This window comes from Cyanobium usitatum str. Tous (assembly GCF_003011885.1).
GTDB lineage: Bacteria > Cyanobacteriota > Cyanobacteriia > PCC-6307 > Cyanobiaceae > Cyanobium_A > Cyanobium_A usitatum.
In genome coordinates, this window is the sequence record NZ_PXXO01000003.1 from 24530 (window position 1) to 43140 (window position 18611).

At 65.1% G+C, this 18611-nt stretch carries 23 protein-coding genes and 1 tRNA gene; 18 read left to right on the forward strand and 6 right to left on the reverse strand.

Annotated elements, in window-relative coordinates; translation table 11 throughout:
- Nucleotides 1–52 precede the first annotated feature (52 nt).
- On the forward strand, nucleotides 53–604 hold the full coding sequence (locus C7K55_RS03360) for a cell division protein SepF (RefSeq protein WP_106502011.1): 552 nt from the start codon (nucleotides 53–55) through the stop codon (nucleotides 602–604).
- A 7-nt stretch (nucleotides 605–611) separates the two neighbouring features.
- Nucleotides 612–1403: a pyrroline-5-carboxylate reductase gene (gene proC, locus C7K55_RS03365; protein ID WP_106502012.1), complete on the forward strand. Its 792-nt coding sequence runs from the start codon at nucleotides 612–614 to the stop codon at nucleotides 1401–1403.
- A gap of 52 nt (nucleotides 1404–1455) precedes the next feature.
- On the opposite strand, the gene plsY is transcribed toward proC, so the two are convergent.
- The 5 genes from plsY to C7K55_RS03390 are packed head-to-tail and all read right to left on the reverse strand — an operon-like array spanning nucleotide 1456 to nucleotide 5554.
- The gene (plsY, locus tag C7K55_RS03370) at nucleotides 1456–2055 is read right to left on the reverse strand and encodes a glycerol-3-phosphate 1-O-acyltransferase PlsY (protein WP_241518166.1); all 600 of its coding nucleotides are present in this window, start codon (nucleotides 2053–2055) and stop codon (nucleotides 1456–1458) included.
- A gap of 32 nt (nucleotides 2056–2087) precedes the next feature.
- Complete coding sequence (locus tag C7K55_RS03375) at nucleotides 2088–3002, reverse strand: DUF3086 domain-containing protein (RefSeq protein WP_106502014.1); 915 nt, start codon at nucleotides 3000–3002, stop codon at nucleotides 2088–2090.
- Nucleotides 2995–3429, reverse strand: coding sequence for a DUF3119 family protein (locus C7K55_RS03380; RefSeq protein WP_106502015.1), 435 nt, complete (start codon nucleotides 3427–3429; stop codon nucleotides 2995–2997). Before C7K55_RS03380 ends, C7K55_RS03375 begins: the two co-directional genes overlap by 8 nt.
- Entirely contained in the window at nucleotides 3429–4175 is a 747-nt protein-coding gene (locus C7K55_RS03385; RefSeq protein WP_106502178.1) for an MlaE family ABC transporter permease, read from the reverse strand. The genes C7K55_RS03380 and C7K55_RS03385 overlap by 1 nt, the downstream gene beginning before the upstream one ends.
- Nucleotides 4176–4189: 14 nt before the next feature.
- Nucleotides 4190–5554: an MFS transporter gene (locus C7K55_RS03390; protein ID WP_106502016.1), complete on the reverse strand. Its 1365-nt coding sequence runs from the start codon at nucleotides 5552–5554 to the stop codon at nucleotides 4190–4192.
- A gap of 97 nt (nucleotides 5555–5651) precedes the next feature.
- Between C7K55_RS03390 and C7K55_RS03395 the strand changes: the two genes are divergently transcribed.
- Nucleotides 5652–5722, forward strand: a tRNA-Gly gene (locus C7K55_RS03395).
- A 2-nt stretch (nucleotides 5723–5724) separates the two neighbouring features.
- On the opposite strand, the gene C7K55_RS03400 is transcribed toward C7K55_RS03395, so the two are convergent.
- Nucleotides 5725–7791, reverse strand: coding sequence for a glycogen debranching protein (locus C7K55_RS03400; protein WP_106502179.1), 2067 nt, complete (start codon nucleotides 7789–7791; stop codon nucleotides 5725–5727).
- Between the two features lie 202 nt (nucleotides 7792–7993).
- Between C7K55_RS03400 and C7K55_RS03405 the strand changes: the two genes are divergently transcribed.
- The 15 genes from C7K55_RS03405 (at nucleotide 7994) to C7K55_RS14000 (ending at nucleotide 18546) form a co-directional block, all read left to right on the forward strand.
- Nucleotides 7994–8665 (forward strand): MBL fold metallo-hydrolase, encoded by a 672-nt coding sequence (locus tag C7K55_RS03405; protein ID WP_193486130.1) that lies wholly within the window; start codon nucleotides 7994–7996, stop codon nucleotides 8663–8665.
- Between the two features lie 192 nt (nucleotides 8666–8857).
- Nucleotides 8858–9133, forward strand: a complete 276-nt coding sequence (locus C7K55_RS03410; protein WP_006911342.1) for an HU family DNA-binding protein — start codon at nucleotides 8858–8860, stop codon at nucleotides 9131–9133.
- Nucleotides 9134–9223: 90 nt separating this feature from the next.
- Entirely contained in the window at nucleotides 9224–10192 is a 969-nt protein-coding gene (gene gluQRS / locus C7K55_RS03415) for a tRNA glutamyl-Q(34) synthetase GluQRS (protein ID WP_193486136.1), read from the forward strand.
- A 155-nt stretch (nucleotides 10193–10347) separates the two neighbouring features.
- Entirely contained in the window at nucleotides 10348–10503 is a 156-nt protein-coding gene (locus C7K55_RS13510) for a hypothetical protein (RefSeq protein ID WP_161956106.1), read from the forward strand.
- A 158-nt stretch (nucleotides 10504–10661) separates the two neighbouring features.
- Nucleotides 10662–10928, forward strand: coding sequence for a hypothetical protein (locus tag C7K55_RS03420; protein WP_241518144.1), 267 nt, complete (start codon nucleotides 10662–10664; stop codon nucleotides 10926–10928).
- On the forward strand, nucleotides 10912–11301 hold the full coding sequence (locus tag C7K55_RS03425) for an NADH-quinone oxidoreductase subunit NuoE family protein (protein WP_241518145.1): 390 nt from the start codon (nucleotides 10912–10914) through the stop codon (nucleotides 11299–11301). Before C7K55_RS03420 ends, C7K55_RS03425 begins: the two co-directional genes overlap by 17 nt.
- On the forward strand, nucleotides 11298–12782 hold the full coding sequence (locus C7K55_RS03430; protein WP_106502019.1) for a NuoF family protein: 1485 nt from the start codon (nucleotides 11298–11300) through the stop codon (nucleotides 12780–12782). Before C7K55_RS03425 ends, C7K55_RS03430 begins: the two co-directional genes overlap by 4 nt.
- A complete protein-coding gene (gene hoxU, locus C7K55_RS03435) occupies nucleotides 12779–13510 on the forward strand; it encodes a bidirectional hydrogenase complex protein HoxU (RefSeq protein ID WP_206603460.1) in 732 nt (243 codons plus the stop codon). The genes C7K55_RS03430 and hoxU overlap by 4 nt, the downstream gene beginning before the upstream one ends.
- Nucleotides 13507–14088 carry an NADH-quinone oxidoreductase subunit B family protein gene (locus C7K55_RS03440; protein ID WP_106502020.1) on the forward strand — a complete coding sequence of 194 codons (582 nt, stop codon included), beginning with the start codon at nucleotides 13507–13509 and terminating at the stop codon, nucleotides 14086–14088. Before hoxU ends, C7K55_RS03440 begins: the two co-directional genes overlap by 4 nt.
- A gap of 11 nt (nucleotides 14089–14099) precedes the next feature.
- Complete coding sequence (locus C7K55_RS03445) at nucleotides 14100–15578, forward strand: Ni/Fe hydrogenase subunit alpha (protein ID WP_106502021.1); 1479 nt, start codon at nucleotides 14100–14102, stop codon at nucleotides 15576–15578.
- An 88-nt stretch (nucleotides 15579–15666) separates the two neighbouring features.
- Nucleotides 15667–16101, forward strand: a complete 435-nt coding sequence (locus C7K55_RS03450; RefSeq protein ID WP_106502022.1) for a hydrogenase maturation protease — start codon at nucleotides 15667–15669, stop codon at nucleotides 16099–16101.
- 178 nt (nucleotides 16102–16279) lie between these two features.
- Nucleotides 16280–17023: a carbonic anhydrase gene (locus C7K55_RS03455; protein ID WP_241518146.1), complete on the forward strand. Its 744-nt coding sequence runs from the start codon at nucleotides 16280–16282 to the stop codon at nucleotides 17021–17023.
- A gap of 127 nt (nucleotides 17024–17150) precedes the next feature.
- Nucleotides 17151–17492, forward strand: a complete 342-nt coding sequence (gene hypA / locus C7K55_RS03460; RefSeq protein WP_106502024.1) for a hydrogenase maturation nickel metallochaperone HypA — start codon at nucleotides 17151–17153, stop codon at nucleotides 17490–17492.
- 242 nt (nucleotides 17493–17734) lie between these two features.
- Nucleotides 17735–18343, forward strand: coding sequence for an SDR family NAD(P)-dependent oxidoreductase (locus tag C7K55_RS03465; protein WP_241518147.1), 609 nt, complete (start codon nucleotides 17735–17737; stop codon nucleotides 18341–18343).
- On the forward strand, nucleotides 18343–18546 hold the full coding sequence (locus C7K55_RS14000) for a hypothetical protein (RefSeq protein WP_241518148.1): 204 nt from the start codon (nucleotides 18343–18345) through the stop codon (nucleotides 18544–18546). The genes C7K55_RS03465 and C7K55_RS14000 overlap by 1 nt, the downstream gene beginning before the upstream one ends.
- Nucleotides 18547–18611: the final 65 nt, after the last annotated feature.

Consider the following 18611-nt stretch of genomic DNA (forward strand, 5'->3'; position numbering starts at 1 on the left):
CGATTGGTGTGGGACGCTATTCAGGTGGAAAGAAACTTGCGAGGTTCGGTTCGTGTCGTTGTTTTCCCGCCTGCGTGCCGTTGTCTCAGGAGACGACTATCTCGATGGCGACTACGACGATGAGCTCGATTACGACGGCGGAGAGCAGCCTGAGCCGAGCTACACCAGTCGCTCCAGCGCCCTAGCCCTGAGCTCCGATTTCGGCGCTGACGATCCTTTTGCCGGCACCAACGTGATCGGCATGCCTGGCCTATCCACGGCCGTTGCCGAGGTGACTCTGATGGAGCCGCGCAGCTTCGATGAAATGCCCCGCGCCATCCAGGCCCTGCGCGAGCGCAAGACCGTGATCCTCAACCTCACGATGATGGAGCCGGATCAGGCCCAGCGCGCCGTGGATTTTGTGGCAGGCGGCACTTTCGCTATCGACGGCCACCAGGAGCGGGTAGGTGAAAGCATTTTCCTGTTTGCGCCTAGCTGCGTCACTGTGACCACCGCCGCCAGCGACGAGGCCTCTTCTCCCACGATCGTGAGCCGGGAGATCAGCGAGCCCCAGCAGGACGCGGCCCCCAGCCCGGCCTGGGGCCGCCAGGACGCCGCCATTTAGGCCGGCTGTGACGCCAACCTTCGGCGTAGTGGGCCTGGGCCGTATGGCCCAGGCTTTGCTGTTTCCCCTGCTGGAAGCAGGTCTGGTGCAGCGCGAGGGTGTGCGGGCCGTTGTTGCCAGCGAAGCCTCCGCCACCTGCCTGGCCCAAACCCACGGTTTGGCCGTGGCTACTGATGCAGCTGCAGCCTGGTCTGCGCCGGTGGTTTTGCTGGCGGTTAAGCCCCAGCAGCTCGAGGCCGTGGCACCGGCGGCGGCGGCTGGTTCGGGCGGGCTGCTGATCTCCGTGCTCGCCGGTGTCACCCTGGCGCGGCTGCAGCGTTTGTTTCCTGGCTGGCAGTGCGTGCGCGCCGTGCCTAACACCCCGGCCTTGGTGCGGGCGGGGCTCACGGGCCTGGCCTTTGGCGTCGACGTGCCCCCAGACCAACGCAGCTGGGTGCAGCAGCTCTTCGCCCAGGTGGGCGAGGTGCACGAGCTGCCTGAAGCCCAGCTCGATGCCTTTCTAGCCCTTACTTCATCTGGGCCCGCCTTTGTGGCGGTGGTGGCTGAAGCCTTGGCCGATGGCGCTGTGGCTGCCGGTTTGCCGCGGCTCCTAGCCCAGCGGCTGGCTCACCGCACCCTGGCTGGCAGCGCCGCCCTGCTGGAGGAGCGCGATCTCCATCCCGGCCAGCTCAAGGACATGGTGAGCTCCCCGGCTGGTACCACCATTGCCGGTTTGCGTCAGCTGGAAAAAGCTGGCCTGCGCTCGGCCTTGATCGAGGCCGTGCTGGCTGCCGCTCAGCGCAGCCGCGAGCTGGCCTGAACGGGAGTTTGGGGTCTCAATCAGAACTTGTCTCAATCAGTCTTTGTCTCGATCAGTGCTTGGGGGCCCCCAGGCGGGGTTCGGTGCCGGCTAGCAGCCGTTTGATGTTGCTGCGGTGGCGCCACAGCACCAGCAAGGTGGTGAGTAGGGCCAGGCCCAGGTATGGCCAGCGCAGCCCCAGCCCCTGGTCAGCAAACCAGCCCAGCATCAGCAGCGGCAGGGCGAGCGCCGCCACGACGCTGGATAGGGACACGATGCGGCTGAGGCTGAGCACGGCCAGGAAGATGCCGAAGCAGGCCAGTCCTACCGGCCAGGTGAGTCCCAGCAACATGCCCAGGCCGGTGGCCACCGCCTTGCCACCCTTCCAGCCCAGCCACACCGGCCAAATGTGGCCAGCCAGCGCCGCCAGGCCTGCCAGCACTACGCCAACGCCAAAGGGGTCGAGCAAGGTCTTGGCCAGCAGCACGGCGGCGGCTCCTTTGAGCACATCCACCAGGAACACCGCTAGGGCCGGCCCCTTGCCGACCACCCGCAGCACGTTGGTGGCACCGGTGGAGCCGGAACCTTCGCGGCGGATGTCGAGGCCAGCCAGCCAGCGCCCTGCCAGGTAACCGCTGGGGATTGAGCCGAGCAGGTAGCCGGCGATCAGCATGGCAAGGGTGAGCAGGGTCACGGTGATTGGGGTTAATAGGTTTCGTCGGCCATAAGTTCGCCGGGGCCGGCCGCGAAAACCAGCCAGAGCGGAAACTGCAGGATCGGGATCTCGATCACCTGCTCGCCCGCATCCACCACGATGAAGGGCAGCTCGCCCCGCTCTTCGAGGCGGTCGGCCCGCTCCACCAGGGCATCGGCCCGCTCAAACAGCACGATGCCGCTGCTGGGTCCGAAATCTTCGCGGGAAAGGCCCAGGCAGTCCTGCAGGCCGCGGCGCCACTCCCCCAGGCGCTCCGGTTGGCTGGCCAGCACCAGGGTTTGGAAGCGCTCGCCATAGAGCTCGCCGAGGATGGCGATGGCGGCGGCGGCCACCAGGGCATTGCGGCTGCGGCTACCGCAGCTGGGCTGGGCACCCCGGCCGCCCTGGCCCAGGAACCAGTCGTCGAGCAGGGCGGCTCCGCTGGCATCCAGGGTGCGGCGCAGCTGCCAGGGATCGGCGTAGAAGTCGGGCTGGCCACCAAAGCCGGCCAGACGCTCGCGAATCAGGACTTCGTCAGGGCCGAACAGTCCCGCGGCCGCTACAGCCGCTAGGGGTTGGCTCGCTTCTGCCGTGGTGCTGATCTGGTCGAGGGGGGAGGGCTGCACCAGCACCTGCTGGGGCACCAGCTCCACCTGCTCTGCGGCCACGGCGAGATCCTGCAGGGCTCCCACCAGGTAGTCCTGGAAGCCCTTGAGCCGCCTGGCCACCCCATCGGCCTGGCCAGCAAAGCTCGCTTCGATCTCCTTTTGGATCAGGCCGCGGCGAGCTTCCAGCTGGCGGATCTCCTCAAGCAGGGCTGTGCGCTGCTGCTGCAGCTCCGTGAGGGCCAGCTCCTGCCAGGGGGCTGGTGAAGGGATCTCAGGGCTGTCAGGGGTAGGGGAAGCCTGGCTGGGGTCGTCAGACATCGCTTGGGGAATCGGGAGGTGCTGCGGGGGGGAGCTGGCTCAGGTGCTGCTCCAGCTGCTGGCGCAGGCTGGTTGCATCAAAGAGCACTGGCAGGAAGTGGATGCTGGCCTGTTCACGGAAATAAAACAGCACCGGCAGCCCCGGCCAAAAAATTGTCCAGCTCAGCCACTCCTGGTATGGGAAGCGGCGCAGCAGGGTCTGCTGACGCCACACCAGCAGGGCATCGCCGCCAAATTCCAGTCGCAGCAGGCGGGTTTGCAGCAGCAGAAACAAACCGAACACCGCTACGACCAGGCTGAGCCAGATGGCCCCAGCCCACAGTGGTAGTAGGGCCAGGGCTGCCAGTCCCAGGCCAATCACGCCAAGGGATACGCCGTAGGCGGGGTCGAGCACCACGCCGCTAGTGCCAGGAGCAGGGGAGGTCATCAGGTGAACAGCAGCGAGGTGAGCAGGGCGTCCATCAGGGCGACTGTGACCAGGATCATGACCACGGCACCGGTGGTGCTGGTGCCCACCTCCTTGGGCCCACCACGGGTGGTGAGTCCCCAGCCGCAGGCGATCACGGCGATCTGCAGCCCGAATACCAGTGCTTTAAGCAGCATCGAGGGCAGGTCGTTGGGCTCCATCCAGGTGCGCACCGAGTTCCAGAACACCGCCGGGGGGATGTTGTAAAGCAGCGTGCTGCTCACCTGGCCCGACCAGATCCCCACCCAGAAGAAAAGCAGGCATTGCACCGGCGCCATGATCACCATTGCTATTACCCGGGGCACCACCAAGTACTCCACCGGATCGGTGCGCAGCATGGTGATCGCGTCGATCTGCTCGGTCACCTTCATGGTGCCGATCTGGGCCGCATAGGCCGTGGCCACCTTGCCGGTGAGCAGGGTGGCGGTGAGCAGGGGCGCGATCTCCCGTGACAGCCCCAGGGCCAATAGACCGCCCACCGTGGCGCTGGCGCCCTGTTTGGAGAGTTCCGCTGCCACCTGGATGTTGAACACGGTGCCAGCAGCCAAGGCCGTGATCAACACGATCAGGAAGCTGCCGGGGCCGGCTTCCATCAGCTCTTGCATCAGATCGTTGAAGCCGATGCGCCCCTTGGCGATGGCGCTCACCGCCTGGCCGCCAACCAGAAGGCTGGCTCCCAGGCGCCGCAGCCAGCGCGGTGTTGTCAGCCAGGCGGGGCGCTTCATGGCTGGCGGTGCAGGCCTTTCTCCGGCCAGCGTCGCATCACCAGCAGGCCAGCGGCGATCAGCACGGCCGGAATCAGGCCCATGCATAGGCGGATGGTCGTGAGGGCAGTAGTCGGCTGGGCCAGTTCCAGGGAGGCCTGGTAGCCGCTGAGGCTCAGCCCATTACCAAGGGCAAACACGGCCACACCGATGCCCAGTTTCTGAGTCACCACCATCCAGGCGGTGTACAGCCCGGCTGGTTTGTCGGGGTCGGCATCGATCGCGTCGGGCAACAGGGCCCAGGGGATCAGGTAGGCGGTGGAGGCTCCCAGGCCCGTAACCATGATCGTGAGCACCAGTAGGCCCAGGGAGATGCCATTGCTGAAGCTGCCCAGGGGAGCAGTGCTGCCATCGAGGGGCACCAGCAGGCTTGCCCCCAGGCAGCCGGCAATCCATAGCCCGGTGCCCCAGCGCAGGGCGCAGACACGGCCGTGGCGCCCTGCCACCCGGCTCCATAGCTGCAGCCCCGCCAGGGCACTGAGCTGGAAGGGAATCAGGATCCAAGTGCTCCAGCTCTCCGGCAGTTGCATAACCACGGCCAGGAAAATCAGCGAAACCGGCTGCATCAGCTGCAGGGCACACCAGAGCAGCAGGTAAAGCCCCAGCACCTTGAGAAAGCGAGGGTTGGCGGAGATGCGCTGTAGTTGGCGCCGGATCGGTTCCGGGTGGCCCGTAGGGCGCTGGCAGTTGCGGGCGAAGGGGGCTAGGCCCCAGCAGCACAGCAGGGTGAACACCGTGAGGGTTAGTCCGGACACCCAGCCCATACGTAGGTAGCCCTCCGCGCCCTGGCCCACCAGCAGGGCCCCCAGCACCAAGCCGGCCAATCCAGCCAGGATCGATCCGGTGAAGCGGCTGGCATTCAGCTGGGTGCGCAGCTGGGTGGAGCTGGTGAGCTCGGAGGCCAGGGCCGAGTAGGGCAGGTTGACGCAGGTGTACAGCGCCATAGCCACAAGCTGAATCGCCACCAAAATTGCGAACTTCTGCCAGTCCCCCCCCGGAGGAACCCACCACATCGCTACAAGCGCCAGGCCTAGGGGAATGGCGCTTGTAGCCATCCAGGGCAACCGCGGGCCCCAGGGATGCTTGGTGTGGTCGCTGAGCCAGCCCACTAGGGGGTCGTTGATGCCATCCCACACCTTCAGCACCATCAGCACCAGGCCCGCCATCCAGGCCGGCAGCCCGGCCACACCGGTGTAAAAAACAAAGAGGTAGAAGCCCAGCTGGGTGGCAGCCATGCCGGTGCCGATGTCGCCGAGCCCATAGCTCCACAGCAGGCGACGCCGGGCTGCTTTCCCCAAGCTTGGTTCTTCAGCTGTAATCATCGGGGCCGCTTTGGGCTTGGGGTGGGCAGGCCATAATGTCTGAGCTGGATTACTTCGGTAACAGCAACAGGCATGTGACTCGTACGCATGTACTGCCGCGGGCGTAGTTTAGTGGTAAAACCTCAGCCTTCCAAGCTGATGATGCGGGTTCGATTCCCGCCGCCCGCTCTTTAAAGCTTTCGGCCTTCCAGCAGGGGGGCAGCCACCAGCAGCATCAGGCTGCGGCTTTGCAGGGGTGCGCCGGTGGGCAGCCAGGCCTCAGGCTTGGAAGGCAGGTCTTCGCCGGGGGGTAGGGCCGTGTCAATCACCCGCAGCCAGCCCTGGCGGCAGCTGGGCAGCTCAAAGTGCATCGCTTTGCTGTAGGCGTTCATGCCGCACCAAACCAAGGGCCCCTGTTGACTGTCATTGAGGCTCCAGGCCAGGGTGTGGGACCAGCTCGCCCAGTCCGGGCTTCCTAATTCGACACCGTGCCACTGGCGCCAGAGGTGGCCCCGATCGCCGCTGCGCCGCTGGGGTTTGTCATCAAGGGGCAGCTCGGGGTTGAACAGCCCGGCCAGATGGGCCCGTAATTGCAGCAGGCGTTGCAGAAACAGGCGCAGGGCCAGGTCGCCCGTATCGGGTTGCCAGTGCATCCAGCCGAGGGGGTTGTCCTGGCACCAGGTGTTGTTATTGCCGCCCTGGCTGCGGCGCACCTCGTCACCCATCAACAGCATCGGCACTCCCGGTGCGAGCAGCAGGCTTGTGAGCAGATTGCGCAGCTGGCGCTCGCGCAGGGCCGTGATGGCTGGATCGGAGCTGGGACCCTCTACACCGTGGTTCCAGGTGTTGTTGTGATTATCGCCGTCGCGGTTGTCCTCACCGTTGGCCAGGTTGTGCTTGCCGTTGAAGCTCACCAGATCGGCCATGGTGAAGCCGTCGTGGGCGGTCAAGAAGGTGATGCACTGACCCGGATGCACCGGTGTGTTGGTGAAAAGGTCTGGGCTGCCGCTCAGGCGCTGGGCCATGGTCCAGCAGGTTTTTTCATCACCCTTCCAAAAGCGACGCAGGTCGTCGCGGAAGCGGCCGTTCCAGGTGGCCACCCGGCGGGCTGGGAAGTCGGCGAGGCGATAGAGGCCACCGCAATCCCAGGGTTCGCTGATCAGTTTCAGGTCGCCGAGATCTGGATCGGCTTCCATCTCCTCAAATAGGGGCGGCGCGTCTAGGGGGGCCAGGTTGTCGCCGCGGCTGAGGGCGATGCCCAGGTCGAAGCGGAAGCCATCAATTCCCAGCTCCGTGGCCCAGCAGCGCAGCGATTCCAGGATCAGCCGCCGCACCAGCGGCCGATTGGCCGCAATGGTGTTGCCGCAGCCGCTCACATCTTGGTAATCGCCTTTGGCGCTCTGTTGGTAGTAGAGGCGGTCGCAGAAGCCGCGCCAGCTGAGGGTGGGCCCATCCTGATTGCCCTCAGTGGTGTGGTTGTAGACCACATCCAGTAGTACTTCGATGCCGGCCCGGTGGCAGGCGGTCACCAGTTGACGCACCTGGTCGCGGCCGCTGAGCGGGTCATCGCCCACCAGATAGTCGGGATGGGGCGCCATCCAGCTCAAGGGGCTGTAGCCCCAATAGTTGTGGCGTCCGGCCGGGGCGTCGTTGGGATCGAAGGCCATCACCGGCAGCAGCTCGATGGTGGTGATGCCCAGATCCTTCAGGTAGGGAATGGTGTGGATCAGCCCAAGCAAGCTGCCGTGCAGCTGCGCTGGCACAGGACAACCCGGTCCCTGGGTGAAGCCACCCACGTGCAGTTCATAAATGACGCTCTTCTGCCAGCTGTGGCGGGGCCGGGGGGCGTGGCTGAAATCAAAGCGGTCGCGCTCAGTTACCACTCCCTTGAGGCAGTGGCCGGTGTTGGGTGCCGCCCCAACGGCGCCGCCACGCTGATAGCTCTGCCAGCCGGCGATCGCTCGGGCGCAAGGGTCGAGCAGCACCTTGGACGGATTAAAGCCATGGCCGCCCGGCTGCAGCGGCCCAAATGCCCGGTAGCCGTAACAGCTGCCCAGGCCCAGACCCTCCACCTCCACATGCCAGTGATCAGCAGAGCGGTGCCGCTGGTCCAGTTCCACCACCCGCGCTGGCTCGCTTGCCTCACCGTCGGCGAACAGGAGCAGCTCGATCCGGGTGGCCAGAGGGGCCACCACCGAAAAGTTGACACCTCGGCTGGTGAGGCTTGCCCCCAGCGGCCAGGGGTGGCCGATGTGAATCCCTTGGTGGTGATTCGGGGGTGGAGCTAGCTCAGGACTGTTGAATTGGACCGTCAAGGGGCCGAGCCTGCTGCGGTGACGCTAGGCGCGAATCTTGGCCGGGGCAGCAGGCAATCGCCTGAGGTGCCCGTCTCCGGACGGATCGCGCTCCACTCCTTGCCCTGTTTTTGCCCGCTGCCGCTGCATAAACAAGTTGACCCAGTTGACCCAACCACCCGAATCCGGCCGGCCGCCCCAGCAGGTGCGCCCTGGTCTGTGGCTGTTCGCCCCCAGCCGCGATAGCCAGGGGGGAAGCAGCTGGCTGCTGGAGGCCGCTGCTTATGGAGGTGGCGGAGATCTGCTGGTGGATTGTCCGGGATTCACTGAGGCGAATTTGGCCATCTTGCGCCAGCGCACTGAGCTGGTGGGGCCAGGCAGGCTTGTGCTCACTAGCCGCGAGGGCCACGGCCGCTGCCGGCGCTGGCAGGAGGCCCTGGGCTGGTCTGTGCTGGTGCAGGAGCAGGAGGCCTACCTGCTGCCGGGTGTGCAGAGGTGCACCAGCTTTGGCGAGCAGCTGACCCTGGCGCCTGGGGTCCAACTGCTCTGGACCCCAGGGCCCACGCCGGGCTCCTGCGTGCTGCTGGTGCGTGCTGGAGCAGTCGATGGCCTGTTTTGTGGGCGCTTGCTGTTGCCAATCGGACCAGCGGCTTTGGCGCCCTTGCGCACGGCGCGCACCTTCCATTGGCCCCGCCAGCTGGCCAGTTTGGAGCGGCTGCGCAGCTGGTTGCCGGCCGGCTCTCCCGACTGGATCGCCAGTGGTGGTGGGCTTGGTGCCCTGCGCGGCGAAAAACTCGTGAATGGGGGTGCGCAGCTGCTGGCTGGGCTCGTCTTTTGAGCCATTTGGAGCCTCCCTGGACCCCCCATGTGGGGAAATTGTCACGAAAACCGTTGCGCCGGAGCACTTCTGTGTTGCAGCAGCGGCCAGAGCCCCATACCATTGGCGCGCTCATCTCAGGGCCGGTCGGGGTTTTCCGACTCGCCACCTTTCGTCGCAACACGACCGCCACCCCCGAGGCTTCCTATTCCCATGAACAAAGCTGATCTCGTCAACCTCGTTGCCGCCCGCACCGAGCTCACCAAGACCGACGTCTCCCAAGTCGTCGACGCCGCAATCGAAACCATCATCGACTCGGTCGTAGAAGGCAAGAAGGTGTCGATCTTGGGCTTCGGCTCCTTCGAGCCCCGTGAGCGCTCTGCCCGCCAGGGTCTGAACCCCAAGACCGGCGAGAAGATCAAGATCCCCGCCAAGCGGGTGCCTGCCTTCACCGCCGGCAAGATGTTCAAAGACCGCGTCCAGGGCTGATCTGGTTTCAGGTAATTCCTGCCCCGGCGGCTCCTAGGGGCCGCTTTTTTTGTGCCCAGGGCAAAGTGGGCCCCTGAGTGATGCTTCCCCCTGCTGGCTGCTGCGCCGCTGCCATCCCACCTGCAGGCCCTGGTTGAGGCCGGTCTGGCCCAGCGCCAGCTGGGGTATCGCGGCCGTTTCGCCCCATCCCCCACCGGCGCTCTGCACCGCGGCAACCTGCGCACGGCCCTGCTGAGTTGGTTGCACGCCCGGCTGCGGGGGGGCGCCTGGTTGCTGCGCCTCGACGACCTCGACACGCCCCGCAATCGGGCCGGTGCTGAGTCTTCGATTTTGACCGATCTGGCTTGGCTGGGCCTCAATTGGGACGGCCCGGTGCTGCGTCAGAGCGAGCGGCGCGGGCTCTACGCCACGGCCCTGTCAGCCCTGCGGCGCCATGGCTTGCTCTATCCCTGCCGCTGCAGTCGCCGCCTGCTCGCCGATATCTCTGCGCCCCACGGCGCTGCTGCTGTGTATCCGGGCACCTGCCGGGCAGCCAGTGGCGGCTGGGGGCCGGTGCAGGGGCGACTGCCCAGCTGGCGCTTGCGGCTGGAACCCGGGAGCCTGCATTGGCTGGAGAGCTATGGCGCTCCTGGGGAGCTCGATGGGCCAGCGGCTGTTGGTGATGTGGTGTTGCGCCGGGCTGATGGTTACCTCGCGTACCACCTGGCCACAGCGGTGGATGAGCTGGTTTTGGGAATTAGCGATGTGGTGCGCGGTGACGATCTCTGGGGAGCCACGGGTGCCCAGGTGGCAGTGATGGCGGCGCTGGGCGCGCCCCCGCCCCGCTACGGCCATGTGCCGCTCTTGTGCGATGGCAGCGGGCGGAGGCTCAGCAAGCGAGAGGGCGCCGAGGGGCTAGCGGGCTACCACCAGCTCGGCATGGACGCAGCGGCAGTGGTGGGCCAGCTAGCTGCCAGTGCGGCTTTGGTGCCAGCTGGCAGCCGCCTTTCAGCTGCTGAATTACTGCAGCAACTCAGCTCAGAGCGGCTGGACCAAGTGCTCCGGGGCGCCCAGGCTTAAGGAAGGTTTCGGGATCAAGTGGGGAAAAGCAGATCACACTGGTGGATAGCTCTAAGTTCCCAAATGGGGACATTTCGATGACCTACTCCGATGGGCCCCTGCAGCGGTCAAGCCACGCAAATTCCTGCCGCTGTCAGCAATGCGGAGGCAGCGGCATGCTGCGGCTGGACGATCAGCGCTACCGCACCTGCCTTGATTGCTTAGGGCAGGGCAAGGTGCTGCAGGCCATTGGTGCTACCACCGTCGCCGCCATTCTCAAAGGACGGACTGGGCTTCAGGTCAGCCTTTCTGCTTCTTCTTCCGCCAAATGAAGAAGGCTGCGGTAGCCACCACCACGGCTAGGGGCGCCGCAGTTAACAGCAGCAAAATCACGGCAGTCCAGTCCGTGTACATCGCTCAGAGGCCAAACCGGAGCCATCATCCCAGTAAGCCGTTCTGGTTGACGATCCCCATGGCACGGGTATTTCCCATGGCTCTGATATTTCGATCAGCCCTTGCAGTGGGGGTCATCAGCACTGGTTTGCTCGTGGGTCAGCCAGGCCGGGCTGGGGTGGAGTTTGACAACTGCCAGCCCACCGCCGATGGCGGCATCAGCTGCGACACCCGTCCCACCGGCAATACCCAGATGGATGACGAGGCGGCCCGCTATGGACTCTTTAACGACGCCAGCCCCGGCTGGAGCGAGTTCGATCCCGATCAGGGCTTTGAGGACGACCTCGGTGGCAACGACACCTGATCGCCCCGGCTGCCATGCCCTGGATGCCTCGCTGATCGAACGCCTGCATGCTGTGCAGCAGCGGCATGGCTATCTGCCGCGAGCTGAGCTGCAGCAGCTGGCGGTTGCCATGCAGCGACCCCTTAGCGATGTGATGGGGGTGGCAAGTTTTTATCACCTGTTTCGGCTTGTTCCTCCGCCATTGCACCGCTGTGTGGTGTGTCGTGGCACCGCCTGCTTTGTGCGGGGGGCGGAGCGGCTGGAGGCGGGCCTGCGGCGGCGAGGGGTGGCGTTCGAGACCGCCAGTTGTGTGGGGGCCTGCGGCCAGGCGCCAGTGCTGGTGCTCGACGGCACTGTTGGTTGCGGCGACCCCGGTGCCTTGCCAGAACCATGAAGGCGGCCATCTCCTGGCGTTGTTGCGATGCCACCTCCTGCCGGGCGGCGGGGGCCGCGGCCCTGCGGCAGAGGTTGGTGGCCCAGCACGGGGTGGAGCGGGTGAAGTCGGTGGGCTGCCTGCGGCTGTGTGGTCAAGGTCCCCTAGCTGCCGCCGACCACGAAGATGGCCGCGTCGAGTTGTTTGGCGGCGTGGCCGCTGAGCGCCAGCTGGATCCGGAGCATCCCTTCTTCACCCTGCAGCGATCCGTGGTGCTGGAGCGTTGTGGCCTGGTGGATCCGGGCTGCCTCGACGACGCCCTTGCCCAAGGCGCCTACACCGCCCTCGCCGCCTGCCGCCAGCTGGCACCGAAAGCCGTGGTGGAGGAACTGGAGCGCAGCGGGCTGCGGGGCCGCGGCGGGGCCGGCTATCCCACCGGCCGCAAATGGCAGTTGGTGGCAGCTCAGCCGGGCAGCAGCAAGGTGGTGGTGTGCAACGCCGATGAGGGCGACCCGGGTGCCTTCATGGACCGGGCCGTACTGGAGGGCGATCCCCACCGGCTGCTGGAGGGCATGGCGATCGCAGCCCATGCCGTGGGGGCCAGCGAGGGTTTTATTTACGTGCGGGCCGAATACCCCCTAGCTATTGAGCGGTTGCGCCGCGCCATCGCCGCTGCTGAGACCAGGGGGGTACTGGCGGGCTTTGCCATCCAGCTGCGCATCGGTGCCGGGGCCTACGTGTGCGGCGAGGAAACGGCCCTGCTGCATTCGATCGAGGGTGGGCGGGGTACGCCGCGGCCGCGGCCGCCCTATCCGGCGGTGTCGGGGTTGTGGGGCCTGCCCACCTTGATCAACAACGTTGAAACCTTTGCCGCCGTGCCGGCAATCTTGCGGCAGGGCGGCGCCTGGTATGGCGCCATGGGCACCGCCACTAGCAAGGGCACCAAGGTGTTTGCCCTCTCTGGTGCCATCACCCACACCGGCTTGATCGAGGTGGAGATGGGCACAAGCCTGCGCACCATCGTTGAAACGATGGGAGGAGGGGTGCCTGCCAACCCCAACGGCAGCCTTGGCGTGGTGAAGGCGGTGCAAACCGGTGGCCCCTCAGGCGGATGCGTGCCGGCGGCGCTGCTCGATACCCCGGTCGACTACGAGAGTCTGCAGGCGCTGGGATCAATCATGGGTTCGGGCGGCATGGTGGTGATCGACGAGTCGCTGGCGATGCCTGAGCTGGCCCGCTATTTCATGGGCTTCTGCGCGGCCGAGAGCTGCGGCAAGTGCCTGCCCTGCCGGGCCGGCACGGTGCAGCTGGAGCAGCTGCTCGATCGCTTCGTGGAGCGGCGCGCCACCGGCGCGGATCTCGTGCAGCTCGAGCAGCTTTGCGGCATGGTCAAAGCCACCAGCCTTTGCGGGCTGGGTCAGTCGGCTCCCAATCCGGTGCTGAGCACCTTGCGCTTTTTTCGCGCTGAATATGAGGCGGCCATCGCCGGAGCTGCGCCATGACCCAAGTGCTGCCCAGCGTCAGCCTGCAGATCAACGGCCAACCCTGCACGGTGGCGGCCGATGCAACGGTGTTGCAGGCGATCCGCAGCGCCGGTCTGCACGTGCCCACCCTCTGCCACCTCGATGGCCTCACTCCCGTGGGGGCCTGCCGGCTTTGTTTAGTGGCCCTTGAAGGCCACCCCAAACTCGAACCGGCCTGTGTCACCACCGTGGCTGAAGGGATGGTGGTTCATACCCACACGCCCGAGCTGGAGGGCTACCGGCGCATGGCGGTGGAGCTGTTCTTTGCTGAGGGCAATCATGTGTGCGCTTTCTGCGTGGCCAATGGCGCTTGCGAGCTGCAGGACGTGGCGGTGGAGGTGGGCATGGACCACTCCCGTTTCCCCTACCAGTACCCCCATCGCCATGTCGATGCTTCCCATGCCCTGTTTGGGCTGGATCACCACCGCTGCATCCTTTGCACCCGTTGCGTGCGGATGTGCGACGAGATCGAAGGGGCGCACGTATGGGATGTGGGCTACAGGGGCAGCGCCTGTTCGATCATTGCCGGCCTCGACCAGCCCTGGGGCGAGGTGGAAGCCTGCACCTCCTGCGGCAAGTGCGTGGATGCCTGTCCAACCGGCGCCCTGTTTCGTAAGCAGGACGCCACCGCCGAGAAGCAGCCCCACCCCGAGCGGGCCCAGCAGCTGGCTGCAGCGCGCACTGACCACCGCTGGCGCAACCAATGACCACTCCCCAGGTGCCACCCCCAAAGCTGCGATTTGCCACGGTGTGGCTGGCCGGCTGCAGCGGCTGCCACATGTCGTTTCTCGACCTTGATGAATGGCTCTTTGAGCTCGCCGCAGCGGTGGAGATCGTCTACTCACCGGTGGCAAGCGACATCAAGGTGTTTCCCGAGGGGGTGGATCTGTGCCTGGTGGAGGGGGCGGTGGCCAACGCCGACAACCTCGAGCTGGCCCTGCAGCTGCGGGCTCGCAGCAAGGTGGTGGTGTCCTTCGGTGATTGCGCCGTGAGCGCCAACGTGCCGGGCCTGCGCAACCTCTGGGCAGGAGTGGCTGGTGGCAGCCGCCAGAGCGTGCTGGAGCGCGGTTATGTGGAGCTAGCTGATCGCGGCGCCCAGCACCCCCACGCCCCCGGCATCGTGCCGGAGCTGCTGGAGCGGGTGCTGCCGCTGCATGAGGTGATTGCGGTGGATCACTTCCTGCCCGGCTGCCCGCCTTCGGCCGAGCGGATCCGGGCGTTTCTGGAGGCCCTGCTGCGCGGCGAGCCGCCGCCGGAAGGTCAGGCCATGTTGAGCTTCGGCTGAGGGAGATCGCTTTGAGCTCTGAATTCACTCCCCGCACGATCACGATCGATCCGGTGACCCGCATCGAGGGCCACGCCAAGATCACGCTCCACTTGGATGAGTCGGGCCGGATCGCTGATGCCCGCTTCCACGTGGTGGAGTATCGCGGCTTCGAAACCTTTTGTGAGGGCCGGCCCTTCACGGAAATGGCGGGCATCACGGCGCGCATCTGCGGCATCTGCCCCGTGAGCCACCTGCTGGCCGCGGCGAAAACCGGCGACAAGTTGCTGGCGGTGCAACCGCCGCCGGCGGCCCGCAAGCTGCGGCGGCTGCTGAACCTGGCCCAGATCTGCCAAAGCCACGCCCTGTCGTTTTTTCACCTCAGCAGCCCCGATTTCCTGCTGGGTTGGGATAGCGATCCGGCCAAGCGCAACGTGTTTGGCCTGATGGCGGCCGATCCGGAGCTGGCCCGCGCCGGCATCCGCCTGCGCCAATTTGGCCAGCAGCTCATCGAGCAGCTGGCGGGCCGCAAGATCCATGCGGCCTGGGCGGTGCCCGGTGGCGTTCGTACGCCGATGACGCCTGAGACGGTGGCCTGGATCCGGCAGCGCTTGCCCGAAGCCGAAGCCACGGTGCGGCTGGCCCTGAAGGTGTTTCAGCGGCTGCTGGATCAACAGCTGGCTGAAGAGCAGCAAGTGTTTGGCACCTTCGACTCCCTGTTCATGGGCCTGGTGGACGACCAAGGCCAGTGGTCTTGCATCGATGGCCAGTTGCGGCTGGTGGATAGCAGCGGTGCCGTGGTGGCCGATGGCCTCTCAGAGGACCACTACGCCAGCTTCTTGGGCGAGGCGGTGGAGAGCTGGAGCTACCTGAAATTTCCCTACTACAAGCCCCTGGGCTATCCGGAGGGGATGTATCGAGTGGGCCCTCTGGCGCGCCTGAACGTGTGCGAGCGGATCGGCACCCCCTGGGCCGATGCCGAGCTGGCGGCCTTCCGCGCCTGCAACGGCACAACGGCCAGCGGCGGTCGGATTGCCATTTCGTCGTTTGCCTATCACCATGCCCGGCTGGTGGAGATCGTGGCCTGTCTGGAGGCGATCGGCCAGCTGGCGCAGGATCCCGAGCTGCAATCCCCCCACGTGCGCAGCCATGCCAGCCTCAATGCCCGCGAAGCGGTGGGGGTGAGCGAGGCGCCCCGCGGCACGTTGTTTCACCACTACCGGGTAGATGACGACGGCCTGATCACCCGGGTGAACCTGATCATCGCCACGGGCCAGAACAACCTGGCGATGAACCGCACCGTGGCCCAGATCGCCCGCTACTACCTCGGCCCCGCGCCGCTGGCCGAGGGCGCCGAAATTCCTGAGTCCCTACTCAACCGGGTGGAGGCCGGTATCCGCTGTTTTGATCCCTGTCTCTCCTGCTCCACCCACGCGGCCGGCCAGATGCCGCTGCGGATAGAGCTGGTGGATGCCACTGGGCGGCGGTTGGCGGAGCGGGTGCGGGATTAAGGGGGCAACCCCAGGGCAACGCCTCGCTGCGGATCAGGTCATCGCCGCCAACAATTAGGAGCTCGCCTCCCCCCTCTCTTGGTTTGCCATGGAGAAGCACCCCCAGGGCAGCCGCCTGGTGATCGGCATCGGCAACAGCCTGCGCGGTGACGACGGGGTGGGGGCGTTGCTGGCCGAACAGGTGGGAGGCCGCAGCGTGCAGCAACTCACCCCCGAGCTGGCTGCGGAGCTGGCCGAGCTGGAGGAGGTGCTGTTTATCGATGCCTGGCTGGCTCCGGCAGGTGGGGCTCCCCAGTTGGTGGAGGTGATCCCGGCCGGGGCCGGAGCGCCGGACAGCCACCGGCTCGAGCCCGCCCAGCTGCTGGCGATCAGCCAGGCGCTCTATGGCCGCGCCCCTGCAGCCTGCCTGCTCCAGGTGCCGGCCCATGCTTTTGAGCACGGCAACACTCTGTCGGTTGAGATCCAGGCGGCCCTGCCTCGTTCCCAGGCGCTCATGCAGGGCTGGCTGAGGCGCCATGCATGAGCTGAGCCTCATACCTGCGCTCTTTGGAGTGGAACTGGCTCCTTAATTTGTTTTCTTCAATACGGAAAGATGGCCTGGTGGGCTCAGCTTTCTAAATTTTTTCCTGCTTTATTTGCGCTTTTAGTGTTGTCTGAGGGGTGTTGATTAACGTGCCAGCAGCTGGCTTGGTCTTATGGGGATGAACCGGCGTGATCTCCTGGCGGGCACGGCGTTCAGTGTGGCAACGGCAGCCTGGTCCATGATCGGGGCCCAGCGTGCCTGGGCCTCCGATCCGATCGATGGCCAGTTGCTGGCCAGCCTTCAGGTGTGCACCCCAAAGGATGCTTTGGATCGCCTGATGAGCGGCAATGGGCGCTTCGCCAAGGCTTGGGCAGCGGCCAGTGACATCGCCACACCGGTCGAGCGCATGCAGGTGCTCAACAGAATCTGGCAAAACGGATGTCAGATTGATCCTGCGGCGCTTGCCCAGGGGCAGAAGCCGTTTGCGGCCACATTGTCCTGTGCGGATTCCCGGGTAGATCCCAGCTGGTTGTTTGCCTGTGGTTCCGGTGAGCTCTTCGAAGTGCGATCTGCAGGAAACACAGCTTTTGATGAGGCCATTGCTTCCTTGGAATATGCCGTGTCCGTTCTCGGTACTCCGTTGATACTGGTTATGGGCCACAGTGGCTGTGGCGCGGTCAAGGCGGCCATGGACACGGCGCCGCTGACGCCCTTGCTCGAGCAGCTAGTGGCACCGATCAAGGCAAGTCTTCAAAGTGGTGACGATCTGAGCAAAGCTGTTCAGGCCAACGCTCGCCATTCAGCCACCGAGCTCACCAGACGCAGCGAGGTGCTGAAATTCGCAGAAGCAGAAGGGACGCTGACTATACGTAGCTCCTATTGTGATATTGGCACTGGAGTTGTGAGCTTGCTGCCTAAGTAATTCCAGGCGTCTGGTTGAATCCAATTGGTAGCTATTGCAAAGATCAGTTCCCTCCTCGCTTGTCAAAATATCATGATCTATTTGGCTGCAATTATCTGTTCCTGGTAGGCCCTGACCCTGATGCGCCATGCATGAACTCAGTCTGATGGAGGCGGTGCGCGATCAGGCGTTGGCGGCCGCCCGCGCTGAGGGTGCCAGCCTCATCACGGCGATCAGCCTGCGCATCGGCAGCCTGGCCGGGGTGGAACCGGAGGCGTTGCGCTTCGCTCATACGGTGGTGATGGCCGGCACGATCGCCTCTGGCGCCGAGCTGCGCATCGAGGTTGTGATCGCCAGCTTTTTTTGTGAGTCCTGTCAGCAGGGCTTCGATTGCGAACAGGGCGATTGTCTTTGTTTCCGCTGCGGTAGCTTCAGCCGCCGGCTTCTGCAGGGCCGCGAGCTAGAGCTGTCCTCGCTGGAGCTCAGCTGAAGGCAGCATTGGCATGGCCCGACCCAGGTGCGCCCTTGGGAACCTGCGGTTGCATCAAGGTGGGCATCAAATAATGAGCTGCTGCGTCGTCGAGTAAACTGGCATCAGCTTTAAGCGTGGCATCAACATGCTTTAAGCGGGACGAAAACGTCTAGTAAGAATCCCAATTTGAAGTGCGATTAGTTTAGGGAAGGTTCTTTCCATCTTGATCATTGTTTTGTGATTTCAATTCAGAGCTTGTAATGCCAGCCCCAACCGTTCTTGTTACCGGAGCCTCCAGCGGAATTGGTGCGGCGACAGCCCGCCTATTGCTGGAGCGCGGCTGGCGTGTGTTTGCCGCTGCTCGGCGGCTGGAAGCAATGGAGCCCCTGGCAGCTTTGGGTGCCGAGGTGATGGCGTTGGATCTCAGCGATGAGCACTCACGCCGCGAGCTCGCTGAGCAGCTCACAGCCAAGGTGGGTGCGCTCGATGCGCTGGTCAATAACGCCGGCTTCGGTGAAGTGGGTCCGCTCGAGACATTGCCCCTGGATCGAGCCCGGGCGATTTTCGAAGTCAACGTCTTTGGGCTGATGGGGCTCACCCAGCAGCTGTTACCCGCCATGCGCGAGCGAGGTCGCGGCCGCATCGTCAATATCTCCTCGATCGCCGGTCGCTGGGTTTCACCCGGATCGGGGTGGTATGGGGCCAGCAAGTTTGCGCTGGAGGCCCTGAGTGATGCCTTGCGTCTCGAGCTCAAGGCCTTTGGCGTCAGCGTGGTGGTGGTTGAGCCGGGCGTGATCGCTACCGACTTTGCCAATGTGGCAGCCCCTCGATCGAGGGAGCTTTGTCTTGCAGCACCTACGGCAACATGATGCGTGCCGTTCGCAAGAGCTGGGATGCGGTCTACCGGGGTGCCTCCCAGCCGCTAGAGGTGGCACTAATAATCGAGCGAGCCCTCACCGACCCCACCCCATCAGCCCGTTACCTCTGCGGTCACCAGTCGGCCTCAGTGATCGCCAGCAGGATCCTGCCAACGCGACTGTGGGACAGCCTGATTCGCATTCAGATGACCTGATCACCGTCTGCACTCGTGGTGCTCTGAACCTTGCAGGCACGGAGCCCCATGACCCTCATTCCGGA